The 17,571-nt window shown below is 65.4% G+C and carries 15 protein-coding genes; 12 read left to right on the top strand and 3 right to left on the bottom strand.

Annotated elements, in window-relative coordinates; translation table 11 throughout:
• Nucleotides 1-44: 44 nt before the first annotated feature.
• Nucleotides 45-464 (bottom strand): hypothetical protein, encoded by a 420-nt coding sequence (locus E4L98_RS29415; RefSeq protein ID WP_135205087.1) that lies wholly within the window; start codon nucleotides 462-464, stop codon nucleotides 45-47.
• Nucleotides 465-524: 60 nt separating this feature from the next.
• On the bottom strand, nucleotides 525-1,133 hold the full coding sequence (locus E4L98_RS29410) for an OmpW/AlkL family protein (protein WP_135205086.1): 609 nt from the start codon (nucleotides 1,131-1,133) through the stop codon (nucleotides 525-527).
• Nucleotides 1,134-1,284: 151 nt separating this feature from the next.
• Here E4L98_RS29410 and E4L98_RS29405 point away from each other — a divergent pair, with 151 nt between their 5' ends.
• The 10 genes from E4L98_RS29405 (at nucleotide 1,285) to E4L98_RS29360 (ending at nucleotide 14,748) form a co-directional block, all read left to right on the top strand.
• Nucleotides 1,285-1,788: a (2Fe-2S)-binding protein gene (locus E4L98_RS29405; protein ID WP_135205085.1), complete on the top strand. Its 504-nt coding sequence runs from the start codon at nucleotides 1,285-1,287 to the stop codon at nucleotides 1,786-1,788.
• Complete coding sequence (locus tag E4L98_RS29400; protein ID WP_135205084.1) at nucleotides 1,785-3,965, top strand: xanthine dehydrogenase family protein molybdopterin-binding subunit; 2,181 nt, start codon at nucleotides 1,785-1,787, stop codon at nucleotides 3,963-3,965. The genes E4L98_RS29405 and E4L98_RS29400 overlap by 4 nt, the downstream gene beginning before the upstream one ends.
• A gap of 38 nt (nucleotides 3,966-4,003) precedes the next feature.
• Nucleotides 4,004-4,552, top strand: coding sequence for a sulfur oxidation c-type cytochrome SoxX (gene soxX, locus E4L98_RS29395; protein WP_229257632.1), 549 nt, complete (start codon nucleotides 4,004-4,006; stop codon nucleotides 4,550-4,552).
• Nucleotides 4,549-4,998, top strand: coding sequence for a SoxY-related AACIE arm protein (locus E4L98_RS29390; protein ID WP_135205083.1), 450 nt, complete (start codon nucleotides 4,549-4,551; stop codon nucleotides 4,996-4,998). The genes soxX and E4L98_RS29390 overlap by 4 nt, the downstream gene beginning before the upstream one ends.
• Nucleotides 4,998-5,324, top strand: coding sequence for a thiosulfate oxidation carrier complex protein SoxZ (gene soxZ, locus E4L98_RS29385; protein ID WP_135205082.1), 327 nt, complete (start codon nucleotides 4,998-5,000; stop codon nucleotides 5,322-5,324). The genes E4L98_RS29390 and soxZ overlap by 1 nt, the downstream gene beginning before the upstream one ends.
• 8 nt (nucleotides 5,325-5,332) lie before the next feature.
• A complete protein-coding gene (gene soxA / locus E4L98_RS29380) occupies nucleotides 5,333-6,151 on the top strand; it encodes a sulfur oxidation c-type cytochrome SoxA (protein ID WP_135205081.1) in 819 nt (272 codons plus the stop codon).
• 6 nt (nucleotides 6,152-6,157) lie between these two features.
• Nucleotides 6,158-6,523 (top strand): c-type cytochrome, encoded by a 366-nt coding sequence (locus E4L98_RS29375; protein WP_229257631.1) that lies wholly within the window; start codon nucleotides 6,158-6,160, stop codon nucleotides 6,521-6,523.
• A gap of 9 nt (nucleotides 6,524-6,532) precedes the next feature.
• Nucleotides 6,533-7,810: an NAD(P)/FAD-dependent oxidoreductase gene (locus tag E4L98_RS29370; protein WP_135205079.1), complete on the top strand. Its 1,278-nt coding sequence runs from the start codon at nucleotides 6,533-6,535 to the stop codon at nucleotides 7,808-7,810.
• Nucleotides 7,811-7,950: 140 nt separating this feature from the next.
• A complete protein-coding gene (locus E4L98_RS29365) occupies nucleotides 7,951-11,349 on the top strand; it encodes a DUF4214 domain-containing protein (protein ID WP_135205078.1) in 3,399 nt (1,132 codons plus the stop codon).
• 3 nt (nucleotides 11,350-11,352) lie between these two features.
• On the top strand, nucleotides 11,353-14,748 hold the full coding sequence (locus tag E4L98_RS29360; RefSeq protein WP_135205077.1) for a DUF4214 domain-containing protein: 3,396 nt from the start codon (nucleotides 11,353-11,355) through the stop codon (nucleotides 14,746-14,748).
• 301 nt (nucleotides 14,749-15,049) lie between these two features.
• Here the strand turns inward: E4L98_RS29360 and E4L98_RS29355 are convergent, their stop codons facing one another.
• Nucleotides 15,050-15,775 (bottom strand): substrate-binding periplasmic protein, encoded by a 726-nt coding sequence (locus E4L98_RS29355; protein ID WP_135205076.1) that lies wholly within the window; start codon nucleotides 15,773-15,775, stop codon nucleotides 15,050-15,052.
• Nucleotides 15,776-15,872: 97 nt separating this feature from the next.
• Between E4L98_RS29355 and E4L98_RS29350 the strand changes: the two genes are divergently transcribed.
• Both E4L98_RS29350 and E4L98_RS29345 read left to right on the top strand, forming a co-directional pair.
• Nucleotides 15,873-16,421 (top strand): type 1 glutamine amidotransferase domain-containing protein, encoded by a 549-nt coding sequence (locus E4L98_RS29350; RefSeq protein ID WP_135205075.1) that lies wholly within the window; start codon nucleotides 15,873-15,875, stop codon nucleotides 16,419-16,421.
• A gap of 93 nt (nucleotides 16,422-16,514) precedes the next feature.
• Nucleotides 16,515-17,426, top strand: coding sequence for a hypothetical protein (locus tag E4L98_RS29345; protein WP_135205074.1), 912 nt, complete (start codon nucleotides 16,515-16,517; stop codon nucleotides 17,424-17,426).
• Nucleotides 17,427-17,571: the final 145 nt, after the last annotated feature.

The raw sequence follows: 17,571 nt of genomic DNA, 5'->3' as shown, positions 1-17,571 counted from the left end.
CGCTACGGCACAGCCCGTGACGCAATGGAAGACCTGACCCCGGATTACTGGGCGGGGACGGTTTCGATAACGGCGGCTTCGTAGACGAATTTGCCGCCGTCCTGGCGGAATACGCCCATCAGCTCGCCGCCGTTGCCTTTGACGTCGGGATACTGGGTGCAGGTCTGCGTCTCCACCTGCCACATTTCGTCGCCCGCGCGCAGGGTCCAGACGTTGTCGCCGCCGGACAGCAGTTCGATTTCGACGTCGTCGGCCGGCATCTCGGTCAGTTCGATGCGGCGGATGCAGTCCGGCAGGCGCTGCATGATCAGTTCGACACGGCTGTCGCTGCTCCAGAAGTGCTTTTGCGCACGGTGGATGGTCAGCGCATGGTTGCCCACCGGGCCGTCCGCATAATACGACGCGCTGTCGTCGACGCAGGCGGCGAGCAGCAGTGGCAGCAGGACGATCAGGATCTTGCGCATGGGACGTTCCATTGGTGGCTTTGCCACATTATAACGGCCCCACGCGCCCCGGTTTGTTTCTTAGAAGCGGTAGCCGATGCCCACGCTTAACAGCAGCGGGTCGAGCTTGACGCGGCTGGCCTTGACCCCGCCGATCAGCACATCGCTGCGGATCTGCACTTTCTTGGCGTCGAAGTTGATCGACCAGTGTTGGTCGATCGCCACGTCAGCGCCGGCCTGCAGTGCCAGGCCGACGCTGTCATGTTCCAGGCTGGCCGCGCCGTCCAGCAGATGGTTCTTCGAGAAGGTGGTCCAGTTCACGCCCGCGCCCAGGTAGGGGCGGAAGCTCGCATCCGGCAGGAAGTGATACTGCGCCATCAGCATCGGCGGCAGGTGCTTGACGCTGCCGATGTTGGCGCCATCCAGCGCGACGTCGTGTTTTTGCGGATAGGTCAGCACCAGCTCGGTCGCGATGTTTTTGCTGAAGAAGTACGAGATATCGAATTCGGGCGCCGTCTTACTGCTGACGCTCAGGCGGTCGGCAGCGCCGGTGCCGCCGACCGGCTCGGATTTGTCGGCCGGGTCGATATGCATGGCGCGCACGCGCACCAGCCATGGGGTTTCCTGCGCCGCCGCGCTGCCGCTGATCAGGGCCAGGCTTGCCAGTACTGCCGCTACGGTCTTGCTCATTTCACTACCTCTTGTCGTCGTTGAATATGGGGGCAGTGTATTGATGCAGCGCAGTAAAAACATTGATACAAGTCAAAATTTACCAACTGCTAAACACAGTGGTAGTATCACTCGCGGTCGCATTCGGCAACCTACACACAGGAGATCAGGCATGGCCAAGCTGAACGTCAATGGCGTCGTAAGGGAATATGAGGCGGAGGACGATACGCCGCTGCTGTGGGTGATCCGCGAACAGCTGGAACTCACCGGTACCAAGTATGGTTGCGGCATGGCGCAGTGCGGCGCCTGCACGGTGCATATCGATGGCCAGGCCATCCGCAGCTGCGTGTACCCGGCATCGGCCGTCACGGCGCAGCAGAAGGTCACCACCATCGAGGGCTTGTCGCCGGACGGCTCACACCCGATCCAGAAGGCGTGGGCGGCGCTGGATGTGCCGCAGTGCGGTTTCTGCCAGTCCGGCATGATCATGGCCGCCGCCGCGCTGGTGCGCCAGAAACCGAAATGCACCGACGCCGACATCGATGAGGCGATGACCAATATCTGCCGCTGCGGCACCTACAACCGCGTGCGCAAGGCGATCCACGTGGCCGTGCGCGGCGGCGATCCGGCCAGCGCCGGCTTGTCGATCGAGCGCGTCGAAGGGAGCAAGGCATGAACGCGCGCCGTGATTTCCTCAAGCTGGCCGGTGGCCTGGTGGTCGCCTTCCACATCCCGTTCGACGCCATGGCGGCGGCCGAACAGAAGCCGATCGCCAAGGGCGCCTCCGGGGCGACGCCGGAGGTGAACGCCTGGGTGGTGGTCAAGCCCGACGACACCATCGTGATCCGCATCGCCCGCTCCGAGATGGGGCAGGGTACGCTGACCGGCCTGGCGCAGCTGGTGGCCGAGGAGCTGGATGCCGACTGGAGCAAGGTCGTCACCGAGTATCCGTCGCCGGGCCAGAATCTGGCGCGCAAGCGCGTGTGGGGTTCGTTCTCCACCGGTGGCAGCCGCGGCGTGCGCGAGTCGCACGAGTATGTGCGCAAGGGCGGCGCCATCGCACGGACCATGCTGGTGCAGGCGGCTGCCGACCAATGGCAGGTGCCGGCCGCCGAGTGCGTGGCCGCGTCCAGCGTGATCACGCACAAGCCGAGCGGCCGCACCACTAGCTATGGCAAGGTGGCCGAAGCGGCCGCCAAACTGACGCCGCCGGCGGACATCATGCTGAAGGATCCCAGGGACTGGAAGCTGGCCGGCAAGCGCCTGGCGCGCCTGGACACGGTGGACAAGACCACCGGCGCGCAGATCTACGGCATGGACATCCGCCTGCCCGGCATGCTGAACGCCGCCATCAAGGATTGCCCGGTGTTCGGCGGCACGGTGAAGAGTTTCGATGCCGCGGCGGTGCAGAACCTGAAGGGCATCAAGAAGGTGTTCAAGTTGGGCGACACCGCCGTGGTGGTGGTGGCCGATACCTGGTGGCGCGCCAGGTCGGCGCTGGAGAAGGTCAACATCGAGTGGGACAAAGGGCCGAACGCCGGCCTGTCCAGCAAGGATGTCGCCGCCACGCTGAAGGCGGCGCTGGATGCGGACGAGGCGGTGGTCGGCAACGCCAACGGCGACGCCAAGGCCGCCATCAAGTCGGCCGCGCGCAAGATCGAGGCCACGTATTCCTTCCCGTGGCTGAACCATGCCACCATGGAGACCATGAACGCCACCGCGATCTGGACCCCGGAGCGCTGCGAGGTGTGGACGCCGACCCAGAACGGCGAAGGCGCGCTGGCGGCGACGGCGGAAGCGGCCGGTCTGCCGGCGGCCAAGTGCGACGTCTACAAGATGCACCTCGGCGGCGGCTTCGGCCGGCGCGGCGCCACGCACGACTGGGTGACGCAGGTGGTGAAGATCGCCAGGGAATTCCCCGGCACGCCCATCAAGTTGATCTGGTCGCGCGAGGAAGACATGCTGCACGGCCGCTATCACCCGATCACGCAGTGCAAGCTGACCGCCGGCCTGGATGCCAGGGGCAATGTGACGGCGCTGCATATGCGGATTGCCGGCCAGTCGATCCTGGCCTCGCTGGGCTCCACGCTCAAGGACGGCAAGGACCCGGTGGTGTTCCAGGGGCTGAACGCGCCGGGACCGGAGGCGTCGATCGGCTACAGTTTCCCGCATCTGCTGGTGGACCATGCGATGCGCAATCCGCCGGTACCGGCCGGCTTCTGGCGCGGTGTGAACCTGAACCAGAACACGATTTATCTCGAGTGCTTCATGGACGAGCTGGCGCATGCGACCAGACAGGACCCGCTGGCCTTCCGCCGCAAGCTGATGGCCGATCATCCCAAGCACCTGGCGGTGCTGAACGCGGTGGCGGAGAAGGCCGGCTGGGGCAAGCCGGCGCCGAAGGGTGTGTATCGCGGGCTGGCACAGACCATGGGCTTCGGCAGCTACGTGGCCGCCTGCGCCGAGGTGTCGGTGGACCGCAAGACGGGCAAGGTGAAAATCCACCGCATCGTCGCCGCCACCGATCCGGGGTATGCCGTCAATCCGCAGCAGATCGAGGCCCAGGTGGAGGGCTCGTTCGTGTATGGCCTGTCGGCCGCGCTGTACGGCGAATGCACGCTGAAGGACGGCCAGATGGAGCAGCAGAACTTCGATACCTATCAGGTGATGAAGCTGGAGGAGATGCCGAAGGTGGAGTCGATCATCATGCCGTCGGGCGGTTTCTGGGGCGGCGTGGGCGAGCCGACCATCGCGGTGGCTGCGCCGGCGGTGCTGAACGCGATCTTCGCCGCCACCGGCCAGCGGGTGCGTGATCTGCCGCTGAAGAATCACAGCCTGGTGAAGAAGGCCTAGCGATGGCCAGGCATCGCGACGGCAGCGTGGGAGGGGCGATGGCTCCAGCCGCGCTGCTGCTTGCGTGGGCGCTGGCGCTGTCTCCGGCGTTGCTGTCCGCCGCGTGGGCGATGCCGCCGCCATCGGCCGGCGCAGCGTCGCCGCTGCAGCAAGCCGGGGACATGACGGCGCAGCTTCCCCGGGCCGCCGGTGCCGTCTCGCCGGGCTACGTCATCAAAGGCGACGGCATCCCCGCGCTGCTGGCCGGCGCGGCGCCTGGCGATGCCGCGCGCGGCCGCGCCATCGTGGCCAATCGTCAGGTGGGCCTGTGCCTGTTGTGCCATACCGGTCCGATTCCTGAAGAACGCTTCCAGGGCAATCTGGCACCCGATCTGCAAGGCGCCGGTGCGCGCTGGTCGGCCGCGCAGCTGCGCTTGCGCATCGTCGATGCCGGTCATTTCAACCCGTCGAGCATCATGCCTTCGTACTACCGGACGGAGGGACTGAACCGCGTGGCGGCGGCTTACCAGGGCAAAACCATTCTCGACGCTCAGCAGATCGAGGATGTGGTGGCCTGGCTGCAGACGCTGAGGGAGCCGGCATCATGAAGCGCCGCGACCTGCTGGCCGCCGGCGCCGGCGCGGTGATGCTGGCGCTGGTCCGCCCCGCAGCCGCCACACCGGCCGACATGGCGGCTGCCATCGGCAAGTTCACCGGTGGCGTCACGCCGCAAGCCGGCAAGGTCAGATTCGACATCGCCCAACTGATCGACAACGGCAACGCCGTGCCCATCACGGTCAGCGTGGAGAGTCCGATGAGCGCCCTCGATCACGTCAGCGCCATCGCCCTCTTCACCGAAAAGAACCCGCAGACCGACGTGGCCGTGTTCACGCTGGGGCCACGCGCGGGCAAGGCGGAAATCTCGACCCGCATCCGGCTGGCGACCTCGCAGCGGCTGATGGCGGTGGCAAAGCTCAGCGACGGCAGCTGCTGGTCGCAGGCGGTCGATGTGATCGTCGTGCTGGCCGCGTGCGTCGAAGGGGAGGCGCCCTGATGGCCCGCGCGCTGATCCACATGCCGCCCAGCGCCAGACGCGGCGAGGTGATCGAAATCCGCGCGCTGATCGGCCATCCGATGGAAACCGGCTATCGCGTCGGCGCCGACGGCAAGCCGCTGCCGCGCGATATCATCCGCCGCTTCACCTGCCGCTATAACGGCGAACAGGTGTTTGCCGGCGAACTGCATCAAGCGATATCGGCCAATCCCTACATCGCATTCTTCACCGTCGCCACGGAGAGCGGCACGCTGGAATTCAGCTGGGAGGGCGACAACGGCTTCGCCCATACCGAAAAAATGAACCTGACGGTGAGCGCGGCATGAGATGCGCAATGACCGCCGCAATGCCGGTCGCGGCGAAAGCCGCCATCGCGACCATGGCCTTGATCGCCAGCGCAAGCGGTTCGCTGCCGGCCGCAGCGATGGCGGCAGGTGCCGACTTGCCAACCGGCGAGCGCCGCTCGGGCGCCGATTTCATGAGCCCCGCCACGCAGGCCATGCAGCGCGACGATGCGCAGAATCCGGCCATGCTGTGGATCAGCGGCGGCGAAGCGCAATGGCGCGTCAAAGCCGGCGGCAGCGCCAAATCCTGCGCCGACTGTCATGGCGATGCGCGCAGCAGCATGCGCGGTGTCGCCGCGCGCTTTCCCGCGTTCGACACGGAGAGCGGCGCGGTGGTCAACCTCGGTCGGCGCATCAACCTGTGCCGAGAGCGCAGACAGCAAGCCGCCGCGTGGAAGCTGGAGAGCGAGGACTTGCTCGGCATGGAAGCCTATGTGGCCATGCAGTCGCGCGGCATGCCGGTGACGCCGCCGCGGGATGCCGGCACCAAGGCATCCGCCGCGCGCGGCCAACAGCTGTACCGGCAGCGCATCGGCCAGCTGAATCTGTCATGCGCGCAGTGCCACGACCAGCAATCGGGCAGGAAGCTGGCGGGAAGCACGATCCCGCAGGCGCATGCGGCGGCGTATCCGATCTACCGGCTGGAATGGCAGGCGCTGGGATCTTTGCAGCGTCGTCTGCGCAACTGCATGAGCGGCGTGCGCGCGGAAGCGCCGCCGCTGGGCGCGCAGGAATTGACCGACCTGGAAGCCTGGCTCGCCGTGCGCGATCAGGGCATGACGATCGAAACACCCGCAGTGAGACCTTGAGGAGGCATGATGTTGTCCAAGTTTCTGGTGATTCTGGCGGCGACGGCCGCGCTGACGGCGGGTGGCCGGGCCGGCGCAGTCGGTGCAGACGGTGCGGGCGGTGCCACTCCGGCGCCGGTGGCGTCAGCGACGCCCGAGATATCGAAAGGCGCACGTCTGGCCGCCACCTGCGTCGCCTGCCACGGCACCAACGGCGACACGAAAGAGGGTGCGCTGCCGCGCCTCGCCGGCCAGTCGCGGCAGGCGCTGTCGGCCAGTCTGCACGCGTTTAAAAGCGGCAGGCGACCATCGACCATCATGACGCAGATCGCCAAGGGCTACACCGACGAACAGATCGAACTGCTGGCGGCCTACTTCGCCGCGCAGAAATAGGGAGGCCGCATGCAACGCCGTCAATTCATCCAGGCCGCCGGCGCGGGCGCCGTGGCCGCGTCGCTGGCCGGTTGCGCCAGCATCGCCGGCCAGGCCAGGCCGCAAGTCGTCGTCATCGGCGGCGGCTATGGCGGCGCTACCGCCGCCCGTTACGTGCGCATGTGGAGCGACAACCGCATCGACGTCACGCTGATCGAACCGAATGCCAGCTTCATTTCCTGCCCGCTGTCCAACCTGGTGCTGGGCGGCTCGCGCCGGATCGGCGAGCTCACCATGTCGATCGATGCGCTGGCCGGCAAGCATGGCGTGCGCATCGTGCGCGATACCGTCAGCGCCATCGACGCCGATAAACGCACGCTGGCGCTGGCCGGCGGTCAGACCCTGAGCTACGACCGCCTGATCGTCTCGCCGGGTGTCGATTTCATGTGGGGCGAACTGCCAGGCATGCTCAAACCGGGCGCGCAGGACAGCATTCTGCATGCCTGGAAGGCCGGTGCCCAGACCACCGCGCTGCGCGCGCAGCTGGAAGCCATGCCGGACGGCGGTGTGTATGCCATGACCGTCCCGCCCGCGCCTTACCGTTGCCCGCCCGGCCCATACGAGCGCGCTTCGCAGGTGGCTTTTTACTTCAGCCGCCACAAGCCCAAATCGAAAGTCCTGATCCTCGATGCCAATGACGACGTGGTGTCCAAAGGGCCGCTGTTCAAGAAGGTGTGGAAGGAGCGCTATGGCGGCATCATCGAATACCGTCCGGCCTTCCGCACCGCCGACGTGGATGCGGCCAGCCGCAGCGCCATCTCCGAGCTGGGCGACCAGGTGCGGGCCGATGTGCTGAACGTGATTCCGCCGCAGCGCGCCGGCAGCATCGCCGTGCGCAGCGGACTGGCCAACGCCAACGCGCGCTGGTGCGCGGTCGATTTCCTGACCTTTGAATCGACGCAGGCGAACAACATCCACGTGCTCGGCGACGCCATCGCCGTCGCGCCGCTGATGCCCAAGTCCGCGCACATGGCCAACCAGCACGCCAAGGTGTGCGCGGCGGCCGTGGTGGACCTGCTCGGCGGCCGCGCGCCCGGTGCCCAGCCGATGCTGACCAACACCTGCTACAGCTTCGTCTCCGACCACGAGGTGATTCACGTCGCCTCGGTCCATGCCTACGATGCGGACAAGAAGACGCTGCTGGTGGTGTCCGGCTCCGGCGGCGTCTCCTCCGGCCCCAGCCCGCTGGAAGGCGAATATGCGCTGAACTGGGCGCGCAACATCTGGGCCGACACGCTGGCGGTCTGAATGTTCAGCCAGCCCGCGCGCCACGTGCGCCGTCGTTCACCTTGACATTAATTCCAGCGCCGTGAGTATTCGATAGGTTTACTGTTCAGCAACGTTGATATCATGTGTAAATTAAAGTAAAGATTTAATTATCACCAAATATGGCGGACGACTATAGCGCGAACATTTCCACTACCGGCCGGCTGACTGTCGGCGGCAGCGCCAGCGGTGAGTTCGACACCAGTTATGACGGCGACTGGTTCAGGATTTCGCTCAAGGCCGGCGTCAACTACATATTCACGCTACGCGGCGCGGCCAGCGGCGATGGTACCTTTGCCGGCACGGCCGGCGCGTATCTGAATGTGAATGATGGCAAGGGCAACGCGACCTTCGGCGATTTCTTCAGCATGTATGCGGATGGCAACAGCGCGGTGGCGCAGTTCATGCCCTCCGTGGGCGGAGACTATTTTTTTTCCGTATCCAACAATGGCAATAGCCTCGGCAGCTATACGGTCAGCGTCACCACGCCGGCGCCGGACGACTTTGCCGATAATGCCCGCACCACCGGCACGCTGCAGGCCGGCGTGGCCACGTCCGCCGTGTTCGAGAGCGCGGCCGACACCGACTGGTTCCGCTTTCACGCCGAGAAAGGGCAGCTCATCACGTTCGATGCCGACGGCGTGGCGGGCCTCTGGCACGGCAACAATGCCGCGCGCGCCGTGTACGATGCCGCCGGCGTGTTGCAGGCCAATGTCACCAACGGGCCATTCGTGGTGACCCAGAGCGGGGACTACTTTTTATCGGTCAAGGCAAACAGCCGCCTGGGCGCGTACACGCAAACCATGCAGCTTATAACGGACGACTACGCGGGCGACAAGACCACGACCGGCCAGCTGGCCGCCGGTTCGCAGGTGTCGGGCACGCTGGATTTTTACGGCGATAACGACCGCTTCCTGATGCAGATGGAAGCTGGCCAGGTTTATAAGCTGAATTTGCGCTTGTCCAGCAATGACACCAGCGGCATCAGTCTGGCGGTTTACGAGCCCGGCAACGATTATGCGCTTTTGGACTTCAATCCGGCCGCTGACGGTACGCTGGAGGTGTACTACCTGGCCACCCAGACCGGTGTGTATGGCGTCGGCGTCAGCGGTACCGTGAGCAACCGGCCTTCCTACGTGCTGTCCGCGTCGACCGGCGTGGCGGACGACTTTGGCGGCACGCGCGAGACGGCCGGCGCGCTGCCGCTGGATGTCCCACTCACCGGCCACTTGCAGTCGGTGCGTGATGTGGACATGTTCAAGCTGGACCTGAAAGCGGGCATCACCTACAGCTTTGCGCTGGACGCGGGCAAGGCCGCAATCTACATCTCGTTGTACGACAACAAAGGCGCCAGCGTATCCAGCTGGTTCTACGGCGACAAGTCCTACAGCTATACGCCGAGCCAGGATGGCAGTTATTACCTGGCCACCGATTACAACTACCGGGCGTTTCCCGGCGACTTGCCCTACACGCTGACGGCCAGCAAGGCGGAGGACGATTATGCCGCCAATGTCAGCGGCGCCGGCCGCTTGCTGGTGGGGGGCACGAAAAAGGGGACATTGGAATCCGCCGGAGACCGCGACTGGTTCGCCGCCACGCTGGACGCGGACGGTTATTACTGGTTCACACTGGCAGGCGAGCACGAAAACGGCGGCACGCTGTCCTCCGGTAACTTGCGGCTGATGGACGCCAGTGGCAAGGTCGTGGCCGCAACGGACCTCGATCCGGGCTCGGCCACCGCGGCCACGCTGGACTTCAAGGCGCCCGCGCGCGGCGTGTATTACCTGGACGTATCCACCTCGGGTGGCAGCGGCAGCTATACCGTCAAGGCGCAGCTCGGCGTTCCGGACGACTACGGCAACGACGCCAGCCACGCCGCCGCCATCGTGGCTGGCGTCCCGCTCAAGGGCGCGCTGCAAATGAGCGGTGACAAGGACGTGTTCAAGCTGAACACAGTTGCGGGCATGAGCTATATCGTCGAGCTGACACCCGACGCCACCAGCGACGGCAGCAGCGCCTACGCCGGCGCCGTCGACGTCAGCGACAGCCGGCAGTTCGGCGTGAATTTCCGCATCCTCGGCAGTTCAGGCAACAAGACCTATGGCGTGTTCGACGCCGATCAGGGCGGGGATTATTACCTGGATATCCAGAGTTCTTCCTACTACCAGGTCAACACCGGTTACACCCTGTCCGTGCGCCCGGGCGGCGCGGACGATTATGCGGCCAACACCGGCACGCGCGGCGTGCTGGAGATCGCCCGGCCGCTGCAGGGCGCGCTGCACGTCAGCGACGACCGCGACTGGATCAAGGTCCACCTCGATGCGGGCCGCACCTACGTGTTCGATCTGCAGGGCCGCTACAGCGGCGGCGGCACGCTGGACACGGCGCTTGCCAGTTTCAGCTTGCTGAACGCCGGCGGCGGCAGCGTCGCCACCGCCAGCATTCCCGGCGGCGGCGGCGGCAGCGATCCGCGCATCAAATACGTGGCCAGCGTCACCGGCGACTTCTACCTGGACGTGCACAACAACTACGGCGCCAGCGTCGACAGCGTTGGCACCTATACGCTGTCCGCCGTGCAGACCAACCTCGACACGAGCGGCCCCCGCTTGCTGGCGAGCAGCGTGGCGGCTGGCGCCACCGGGGTCGCGCCGGTCGGCAAGATCGTGCTGACCTTCGATGAAACGGTCATGGCGGGCGGCCCGATCACGCTGACCGATAGCGCCGGCGTGGTGGTGGCAGGCAATGCCGGCGCCCAGATCGTGGTGGCGGGGAACACCATCACCTTCGATCCGCACGCCTATCTGACCCCGGGCAAAAGCTACATCCTGAATCTGCCGCAAGGCAGCGTGCTCGACCTGGCCGGCAATGCGGCCGCGCCACGGAGCCTCGGCTTCACGGTGGTGGCGCCGGTCGGCAGCGGCACGGTGGGGAATGACTATTTCCTCGGTGGCGGCAGCGTCAGCCTGGACGGCGGCGCCGGTGTCGACACCGTATATTACGATCAGGCGGCATCGCGGTTCACCACCACGCGCAATGCCGACGGCAGCGTCGCGGTGCATCACAACGTCAGCGGCGCCACCGACCACCTGACCAATATCGAACGCTTGCAGTTCAGCGATGGCGCGCGGGCGCTGGACATCGAGGGCGTCGGCGGCCAGGCTTACCGCATGTATCAGAGCGCCTTCAACCGCACGCCCGACAACGCCGGCCTGGGCCTGTGGATCAGCAACATGGACCAGGGCATGAGCCTGAACCAGGTGGCCGGCTACTTCATCGCCAGCGACGAGTTCCGCCAGCGCTATGGCGCGGCGCCCAGCGACACCGATTTTGTCACGCTGCTGTACAAGAACGTGCTGCACCGCGCGCCCGAGGCGGCCGGCCTGGCGCACTGGCTGGACCAGCTGCACGGCGGCCTGAGCCGCGCTGACACGCTGGTGGCCTTCAGCGAAAGCGCGGAAAACCACGCCAATGTCGCCACCATCATCGGCAATGGCTTCAATTACACACCTTACGGAACCTGACCCATGGCCGACGACTACAGCGCCACCATAGCCACCACCGGCAGACTCGGCGTGGGCGGCAGCGCCCGCGGGGAGTTTGAAACCGCCTATGACAGTGATTGGTTCAAGCTCTCGCTCAAGGCGGGGGCGACCTATATCCTGACCCTGAGCGGTGCGGCCAGCGGCGACGGCACGCTGCCAGCGGACGGATCATTTTATTTCACCCTGATGGACAGCAAGGGCAACAATCCTTACGGCAGCGGCACGCTGTACTCCGGTTATGCCGCCGATAGCATGGGCACGCTGCAATTCACCGCGGCGGTGAGCGGCGATTTTTTTGTTGTGGCTTCCGCGTACAGTGCGCTGGGCAGCTATACGCTGCGCGCTCGCACTCCGGCGGCGGACGATTACAGCGACAACAGCAGCACCCGCGCCACCCTGCAGTCCGGCGTCGCCAGCGCGGCCGTATTTGAGCAGGTCAACGATGTTGACTGGTTCAAGTTTCATGCGGAGAAGGGCCAGATCATTGTGTTCGACGCCGGCGGCGTGGCCGCCGCGAACGGTGGGGCCTACCGCACCGTGTATGACGGCGCCGGCGGGATCAGGGCGTTCGTCACCAACGATCCGTTCAAGGTTGCCGAGAGCGGCGACTATTACCTGGCGGTGAGCGCCAGTGGCCGCCTTGGCGCCTACACACAGACCCTGCAGGTCATCACCGACGATTATGCCGACAACAACAGCACCACCGGGCAGTTGTCCGCCGGCGGCCAGGCGTATGGGGTCATCGACTATAACGGCGATGTCGATCGCTTCAAGATCTACCTCGAAGCCGGCCAGATTTATACGCTGAGCTTGCGGCCATCGGGCGCCGGCACGTTTACCCTCGCCTTGCGCGATCCCGACACCGGTTACCCGGTAGCGACCTCGTCCTACTACGGCGGTGCCGATACGCCGACCTTCCGCTATCAGGCCACGGTCTCCGGCCTCTACAGCGTCGACGTCAGCGGCAGCAGCACCGCGCGGCCCGGCTATACGTTACTGGCATCGGCCGGTGAACCGGATGATTTCGGCGGTACGCGCGATACCGCCACCACACTGGATCTGAATGCGCCGGTCAGCGGCCGCGTGCAGGCATCGTCCGACGTGGACATGTTCAAGCTGGATTTGCAGGCCGGCGTCACTTATCTGTTTGAACTGGCCAACGCCACCAGCCAGCTGACGCTGTCCAGCCAGTTAAGCGACAGCGCCGGCGCCATTCTGACATCGCTGAGTTACGGCAGCAAATCCTACAGTTATACGCCGGGCAAGACTGGCAGTTATTACATTTCCGCCAGCTACACTTATGCCACCGATACTGCCATCGCATATACCCTGACGGCCAGCGCGCCGCAGGATGATTACGCCGCCAACGCGGCCGGCGCCGGTCGTCTGGCGGTGGGCGGCTCGGCCACTGGCGCGCTGGAGGCCGGTGGGGGGGACCGCGACTGGTTCGCCGTGACCCTGAATGCCGGCGGCTATTACTGGTTCAAGCTGGACGGCAGCAACGAGAAGGGTGGCACGCTCAGCTACTACCCCAACGTCTACCTGAAGCTGTACGACAGCAGCGGCAAGTTGCTGGCCACCAGTTCGGCCTCGTACTCCGCCACCGCAGGCATACTGGATTACAAGGCGGCGGCGCGCGGCACCTATTACGTGGAAGTGTCGGCCCCAGGCAATAGCGGCAGCTATACGGTGAAAGCGCAGCTGGGCACACCGGACGATTACGGCAGCGACAAGGCGCATGCCAGCGTCATCCAGGCCGGCGTATCCCTGAAGGGCGCTCTGGAGTTGCCCACCGACATGGATGTCTTCAAGCTCGGTACGGTTGCCGGCATGAGCTACATCGTCGAGCTGACGCCCGATCCGGAGAACGGCAGCCTGCGCAGTTACGGCAATCTGAGCATCAGCGATGGCCAGTCCGGCGTCGCCCTGCGCACTGGCAGCGGCAGCTACGACAAGATCTATGGCGTGTTCGACGCCACCCAGGGCGGTGACTATTACCTGAGCTTTTCTTCCTGGAACGTCACCGGCGCTTATACCTTGAAGGTCAGTGCCGCCGGTATCGACGATTACGCCGCCACCTCGGCCACCAGCGCCGCCATCGACCCGAACCGACCGGCACATGGGACGCTGCACGTCAGTGACGACCATGACTGGATCAAGGTGCATCTGGATGCGGGCAGGACGTATGTATTCGATTTGCAAGGCAAGTACAGCGGCGGCGGCACCCTGGACACCAACGGCGCCGTGCTGACGCTGATGAATGACAACAACGGCGCCCTGGCCACGTCGGCGATTCCGACCAACGCCGGCGCCGGTGTCGATCCGCGCATCCAGTACGTCGCCAGCACCACTGGCGATTTCTATCTGGACGTGCACAACAACTACGGTGTGACGGCCGGCAGCATCGGTACATACACGGTCCGGGAAGTGCAGGCCAATCTGGACACCACGGGGCCGCGGCTGTTGGCCAGCAGCGTGGCGGCCGGCTCGACCACCGCCTCGCCCGCTACCAAGATCGTACTGACCTTCGATGAAACGGTGATGATCGGTAGCGGCATCACGCTGACCGACAGCACCGGAGCGGTTGTCAAAGGCAATTATGCCACCGAGGTGGCGGTGGCAGGTAACACCGTCACCTTCGATCCGCATGCGTACCTGATTCCCGGCGCAACCTATTTACTGAACCTGCCGCAGGGCAGTGTGGTCGATCTGGCCGGCAATCCGGCTGCAGCGTCGCTATCGTTCAGCTTCACAGTGACGCCGCCGGTCGGCAGCGGCACTGCCGGCAATGATTATCTGCCCGGCGGCGGCGGCGTCACGCTGGATGGCGGCGCCGGGATCGATACGGTGTTCTACCAGCAGGCCTGGTACTATTACGACATCACGCGCAACACCGATGGCAGCCTCGCCGTGCGCAGCTACGAAAGCGGCAAGACCGATACGCTGACCAACGTCGAGCGCCTGCTGTTCAGCAATACCGCGCGCGCCTTCGATGTCGACGGCACTGGCGGCCAGGCATACCGCATGTACCAGAGCGCCTTCAACCGCACACCCGACAATGCCGGACTGGGTCTGTGGATCAGTAATATGGATAAGGGCATGAGCCTGAGTCAGGTGGCCGCCTACTTCATCGCCAGCGACGAGTTCATCAAGCGTTATGGCGCGGCCCCCAGCGACACCGGGTTCGTCACGCTGTTATACAAGAACGTGTTGCACCGCGATCCCGAGGCGGCCGGCCTGGCGCACTGGCTGGACCAGCTGCACGGCAGCCTGAGCCGCGAGGACGCACTGGTGGCCTTCAGCGAAAGCAATGAAAATCACACGAATGTCGCCAGCATCATCGGCAAAGGTTTCGACTACACGCTTTACGGTTCCTGAGCCCGATAATGATTCAGACGACAAGGGCGTCAGCTATCGACTCGACAGCACCGGCGATGCCGCGCCGGCATCCAGTAGCCGGTTGAACGACAGTAGCGATGGTGGGGCAGCGCCGATCCCCCTTCCATCTGTACGCCGAACAATGACGAGCCACTTTATATTCCGCCACTTGTCGCGTGTTTTGCGTGACTACATTTTGGCTAATGGCAAAAAGTACGGTGTGTTCGACGCCGTTCAGGGCGGCGACTAATATCCACGGCTGGCCTCCGCCGCCGGTTACAGCGTCGTCGGCGGCTGACGCTCAGCGGTAGCGCGCCAGGATCTGGTCGATGCTGCCGTCCTTGATCAGGCCGTCGATGGCGCGGCCCACCTCGTCGAAGGGGATGGCCGACCGCCGCGAGAACGCACACTGCGCGCGGTAGGCGGAAAACACCAGCTCGGCGCGCAGCCGCAGGCCGGGCTGGCTGCGGTGCAGGTAGTTCAGGGTGGCTTCGCTCAGCATCGCGTACTGCACCTTGCCGGTCATGACCTGACGCAGGTTCTGCTCCATGTTGGCGGCGTCGACCCGCTGGAAGCGCTCGCCCAGCACCTGCTGCACGCGCGGGTAGCGGTAGCCGCTGACGGTGCCGACCGGCTTGTCCTTCAGATCCTTGAGCGAACGCAGGCGCGGCGCCTCGTGGCGCGCGGCCACCATCTCGGCGTCCGGCAGCAGCGGCACGCTCCAGTTGTAGTCGCCGTCGATCCAGAACGGCAGCACGTAGCACATGGCGTCGGCGCGGCCGGCGCCGAGCAGCGGCGCGACGTCGGGCGCGGCGGCGTTCAGGTACACCGCGCGCCGGCCCAGACGCCGCGCCAGCGCATCGCCCACATCTTTGACGATGCCGCCGGCCAGCGCGCCGCGGTGCAGGCGCGCGATCGGCATCGCCTGGTCCAGCGGCGCCAGCATCACCAGCTCGCCCGGCCCCGCCAGGACATCGACCGACAGCGCGGCCAGCAGCAATGGAAGATGTCGGAATGATAAGATCATGCGGCCATTATAGCCTGCCAGTGTGGGTGACCGCACATGCAAGCCGGGACCGGTGTGGCACCCTGACACCTCCCCAAACTCAGCATGGAGTTACATCATGGCCAAGCCATTGCAAGACAAGCGCGTCGCGGTGCTGATGACCGACGGCGTCGAGCAGGTGGAATACGAGCAGCCGCGCCGCTTCCTCGAGGAGCAGGGCGCCAAGGTCACGCTGGTGTCGCCCAAGCACCAGGGCGACGAGATCCAGGGCTTCCAGCACATGGCGCCGGGCAGCAAGTTCAAGGTGGAACTGGACGTGCGCGACGCCCGCCCGGCCGATTTCGACGCGCTGGTGCTGCCGGGCGGCGTGGCCAACCCGGACCAGCTACGCCTGCACACCGAGGCGATCACCTTCATCCGCGAGTTCGGCCGCGAGAACAAGCCGATCGCCGCCATCTGCCACGGTCCGTGGACCCTGATCGACGCCGATCTGGCCAAGGGCAAGCACATGACCAGCTGGCCCAGCCTGGAACTCGACCTGCGCAACGCCGGTGCCGAATGGAGCGACCAGGAAGTGGTGGTGGACGGCAAGCTGATCACCAGCCGCAAGCCGGACGACATTCCGGCCTTCAACCAGGCGCTGCAACAGGCGCTGGCCGCCGCGTGATTTTCCTTGCGGCAAACGGGCGCTGGTCTGCACGGGTAAACCGTAGACTGAAGCCGATACTCGACCTCATCTGTCTCAAACCAGGAGCACATCATGACCCACACTCTGGCAGCCGTATTTGAAACCCGGGCCGAGGCCAACCTGGCCCGCGACGAACTGGTGCACAGCGGTTATGACCGCGACAGCATCCAGATCCACGATTCCGGTAGCGCGGCCGGCACCGCGCGCATCAACGATGACGAATCGATCCTGGGCAACGTGCGCCGGATGTTCAGCGACCTGATCGGCCGCGAACATGCCGACCGCCACGTCTATGCCGAAGCGCTGAACCGCGGCCACGCGGTGCTGTCGCTGGAAACCGCATCGCTGGACGCGGCCGAACGCGCGGCAGACCTGATCGAGGACTTCAACCCGATCGACATCGACGAACACGAAACCATGTGGCGCGCCAGCGGCTGGGTGGGCGCCGAGGCGGCCCGCAGCAGCTACGGCAGCCAGCAGATCAGCCAGGGCGCGCAGCAGAGCGCGCCGGAATACCACGGCATCATCCCGCGCGAGGACGCGGTGGTGTTCGCCCGTTCCGAGCAGGGATCGGTGGCGGGCGGCTCGATGCAGCGCGGCGACGTCGGCGCCATCACGCCGCCGGCGGCGGCCTCGGTGGCCGACATCCAGCGTACCGTGCAGCGCAGCGGCATGCGCATCTACCCGCGCGACGAGCGTTTGGCGCAGGCCTCGCTGGACATCCAGACCGGCCGCAACGAGGACGCCGAGGACGATTACTTCCGCTCGCACTGGGAAAAGACCTACACCGGCGGCACCTTCCAGGAATATGACCCGGCCTACCGCCATGGCGAATCGCTGGCCGGCAATCCCGGTTACCGCGACAAGGAATGGAACGACGTCGAGCCGGAACTGCGCAGCACCTGGGAAGCGCAGAACCCGCAATCGAGCTGGGACAAGTTCAAGGATGCCGTGAAGCACGGCTGGGATCGCATCACGAAGTAAGGCATAGCGGCACCCCGTCGCGCAGCATCCTTTGCTGGAAGGTGGGGTTGCCGATCTGGTGCAGCAGCACCAGGTCGGTCTCCAGCCGCACGGGCTGGCCCCAGGCGTTGCCGCGCGAACCGTCGTAGACCGCGTGCTCCCCGCT

The sequence above is a fragment of the Duganella callida genome (genome assembly GCF_004614165.1).
GTDB classification, from domain to species: Bacteria; Pseudomonadota; Gammaproteobacteria; order Burkholderiales; family Burkholderiaceae_D; genus Rugamonas; species Rugamonas callida.
The sequence above is the reverse complement of the archived record's forward strand: the minus strand, read 5'-3'. Positions and strand labels throughout refer to the sequence as shown.

Coding starts and splice junctions, on each gene's coding strand:
- E4L98_RS29360 (WP_135205077.1), top strand. CDS start 11,353: ATGGCCGACGACTACAGCGCCACCATAGCCACCACCGGCAGACTCGGC.
- E4L98_RS29400 (WP_135205084.1), top strand. CDS start 1,785: ATGAACGCGCGCCGTGATTTCCTCAAGCTGGCCGGTGGCCTGGTGGTC.
- E4L98_RS29415 (WP_135205087.1), bottom strand. CDS start 464: ATGCGCAAGATCCTGATCGTCCTGCTGCCACTGCTGCTCGCCGCCTGC.
- E4L98_RS29390 (WP_135205083.1), top strand. CDS start 4,549: ATGAAGCGCCGCGACCTGCTGGCCGCCGGCGCCGGCGCGGTGATGCTG.
- E4L98_RS29410 (WP_135205086.1), bottom strand. CDS start 1,133: ATGAGCAAGACCGTAGCGGCAGTACTGGCAAGCCTGGCCCTGATCAGC.
- E4L98_RS29355 (WP_135205076.1), bottom strand. CDS start 15,775: ATGATCTTATCATTCCGACATCTTCCATTGCTGCTGGCCGCGCTGTCG.
- E4L98_RS29350 (WP_135205075.1), top strand. CDS start 15,873: ATGGCCAAGCCATTGCAAGACAAGCGCGTCGCGGTGCTGATGACCGAC.
- soxA (WP_135205081.1), top strand. CDS start 5,333: ATGACCGCCGCAATGCCGGTCGCGGCGAAAGCCGCCATCGCGACCATG.
- soxZ (WP_135205082.1), top strand. CDS start 4,998: ATGGCCCGCGCGCTGATCCACATGCCGCCCAGCGCCAGACGCGGCGAG.
- E4L98_RS29375 (WP_229257631.1), top strand. CDS start 6,158: ATGATGTTGTCCAAGTTTCTGGTGATTCTGGCGGCGACGGCCGCGCTG.
- E4L98_RS29365 (WP_135205078.1), top strand. CDS start 7,951: ATGGCGGACGACTATAGCGCGAACATTTCCACTACCGGCCGGCTGACT.
- E4L98_RS29345 (WP_135205074.1), top strand. CDS start 16,515: ATGACCCACACTCTGGCAGCCGTATTTGAAACCCGGGCCGAGGCCAAC.
- soxX (WP_229257632.1), top strand. CDS start 4,004: ATGGCTCCAGCCGCGCTGCTGCTTGCGTGGGCGCTGGCGCTGTCTCCG.
- E4L98_RS29370 (WP_135205079.1), top strand. CDS start 6,533: ATGCAACGCCGTCAATTCATCCAGGCCGCCGGCGCGGGCGCCGTGGCC.
- E4L98_RS29405 (WP_135205085.1), top strand. CDS start 1,285: ATGGCCAAGCTGAACGTCAATGGCGTCGTAAGGGAATATGAGGCGGAG.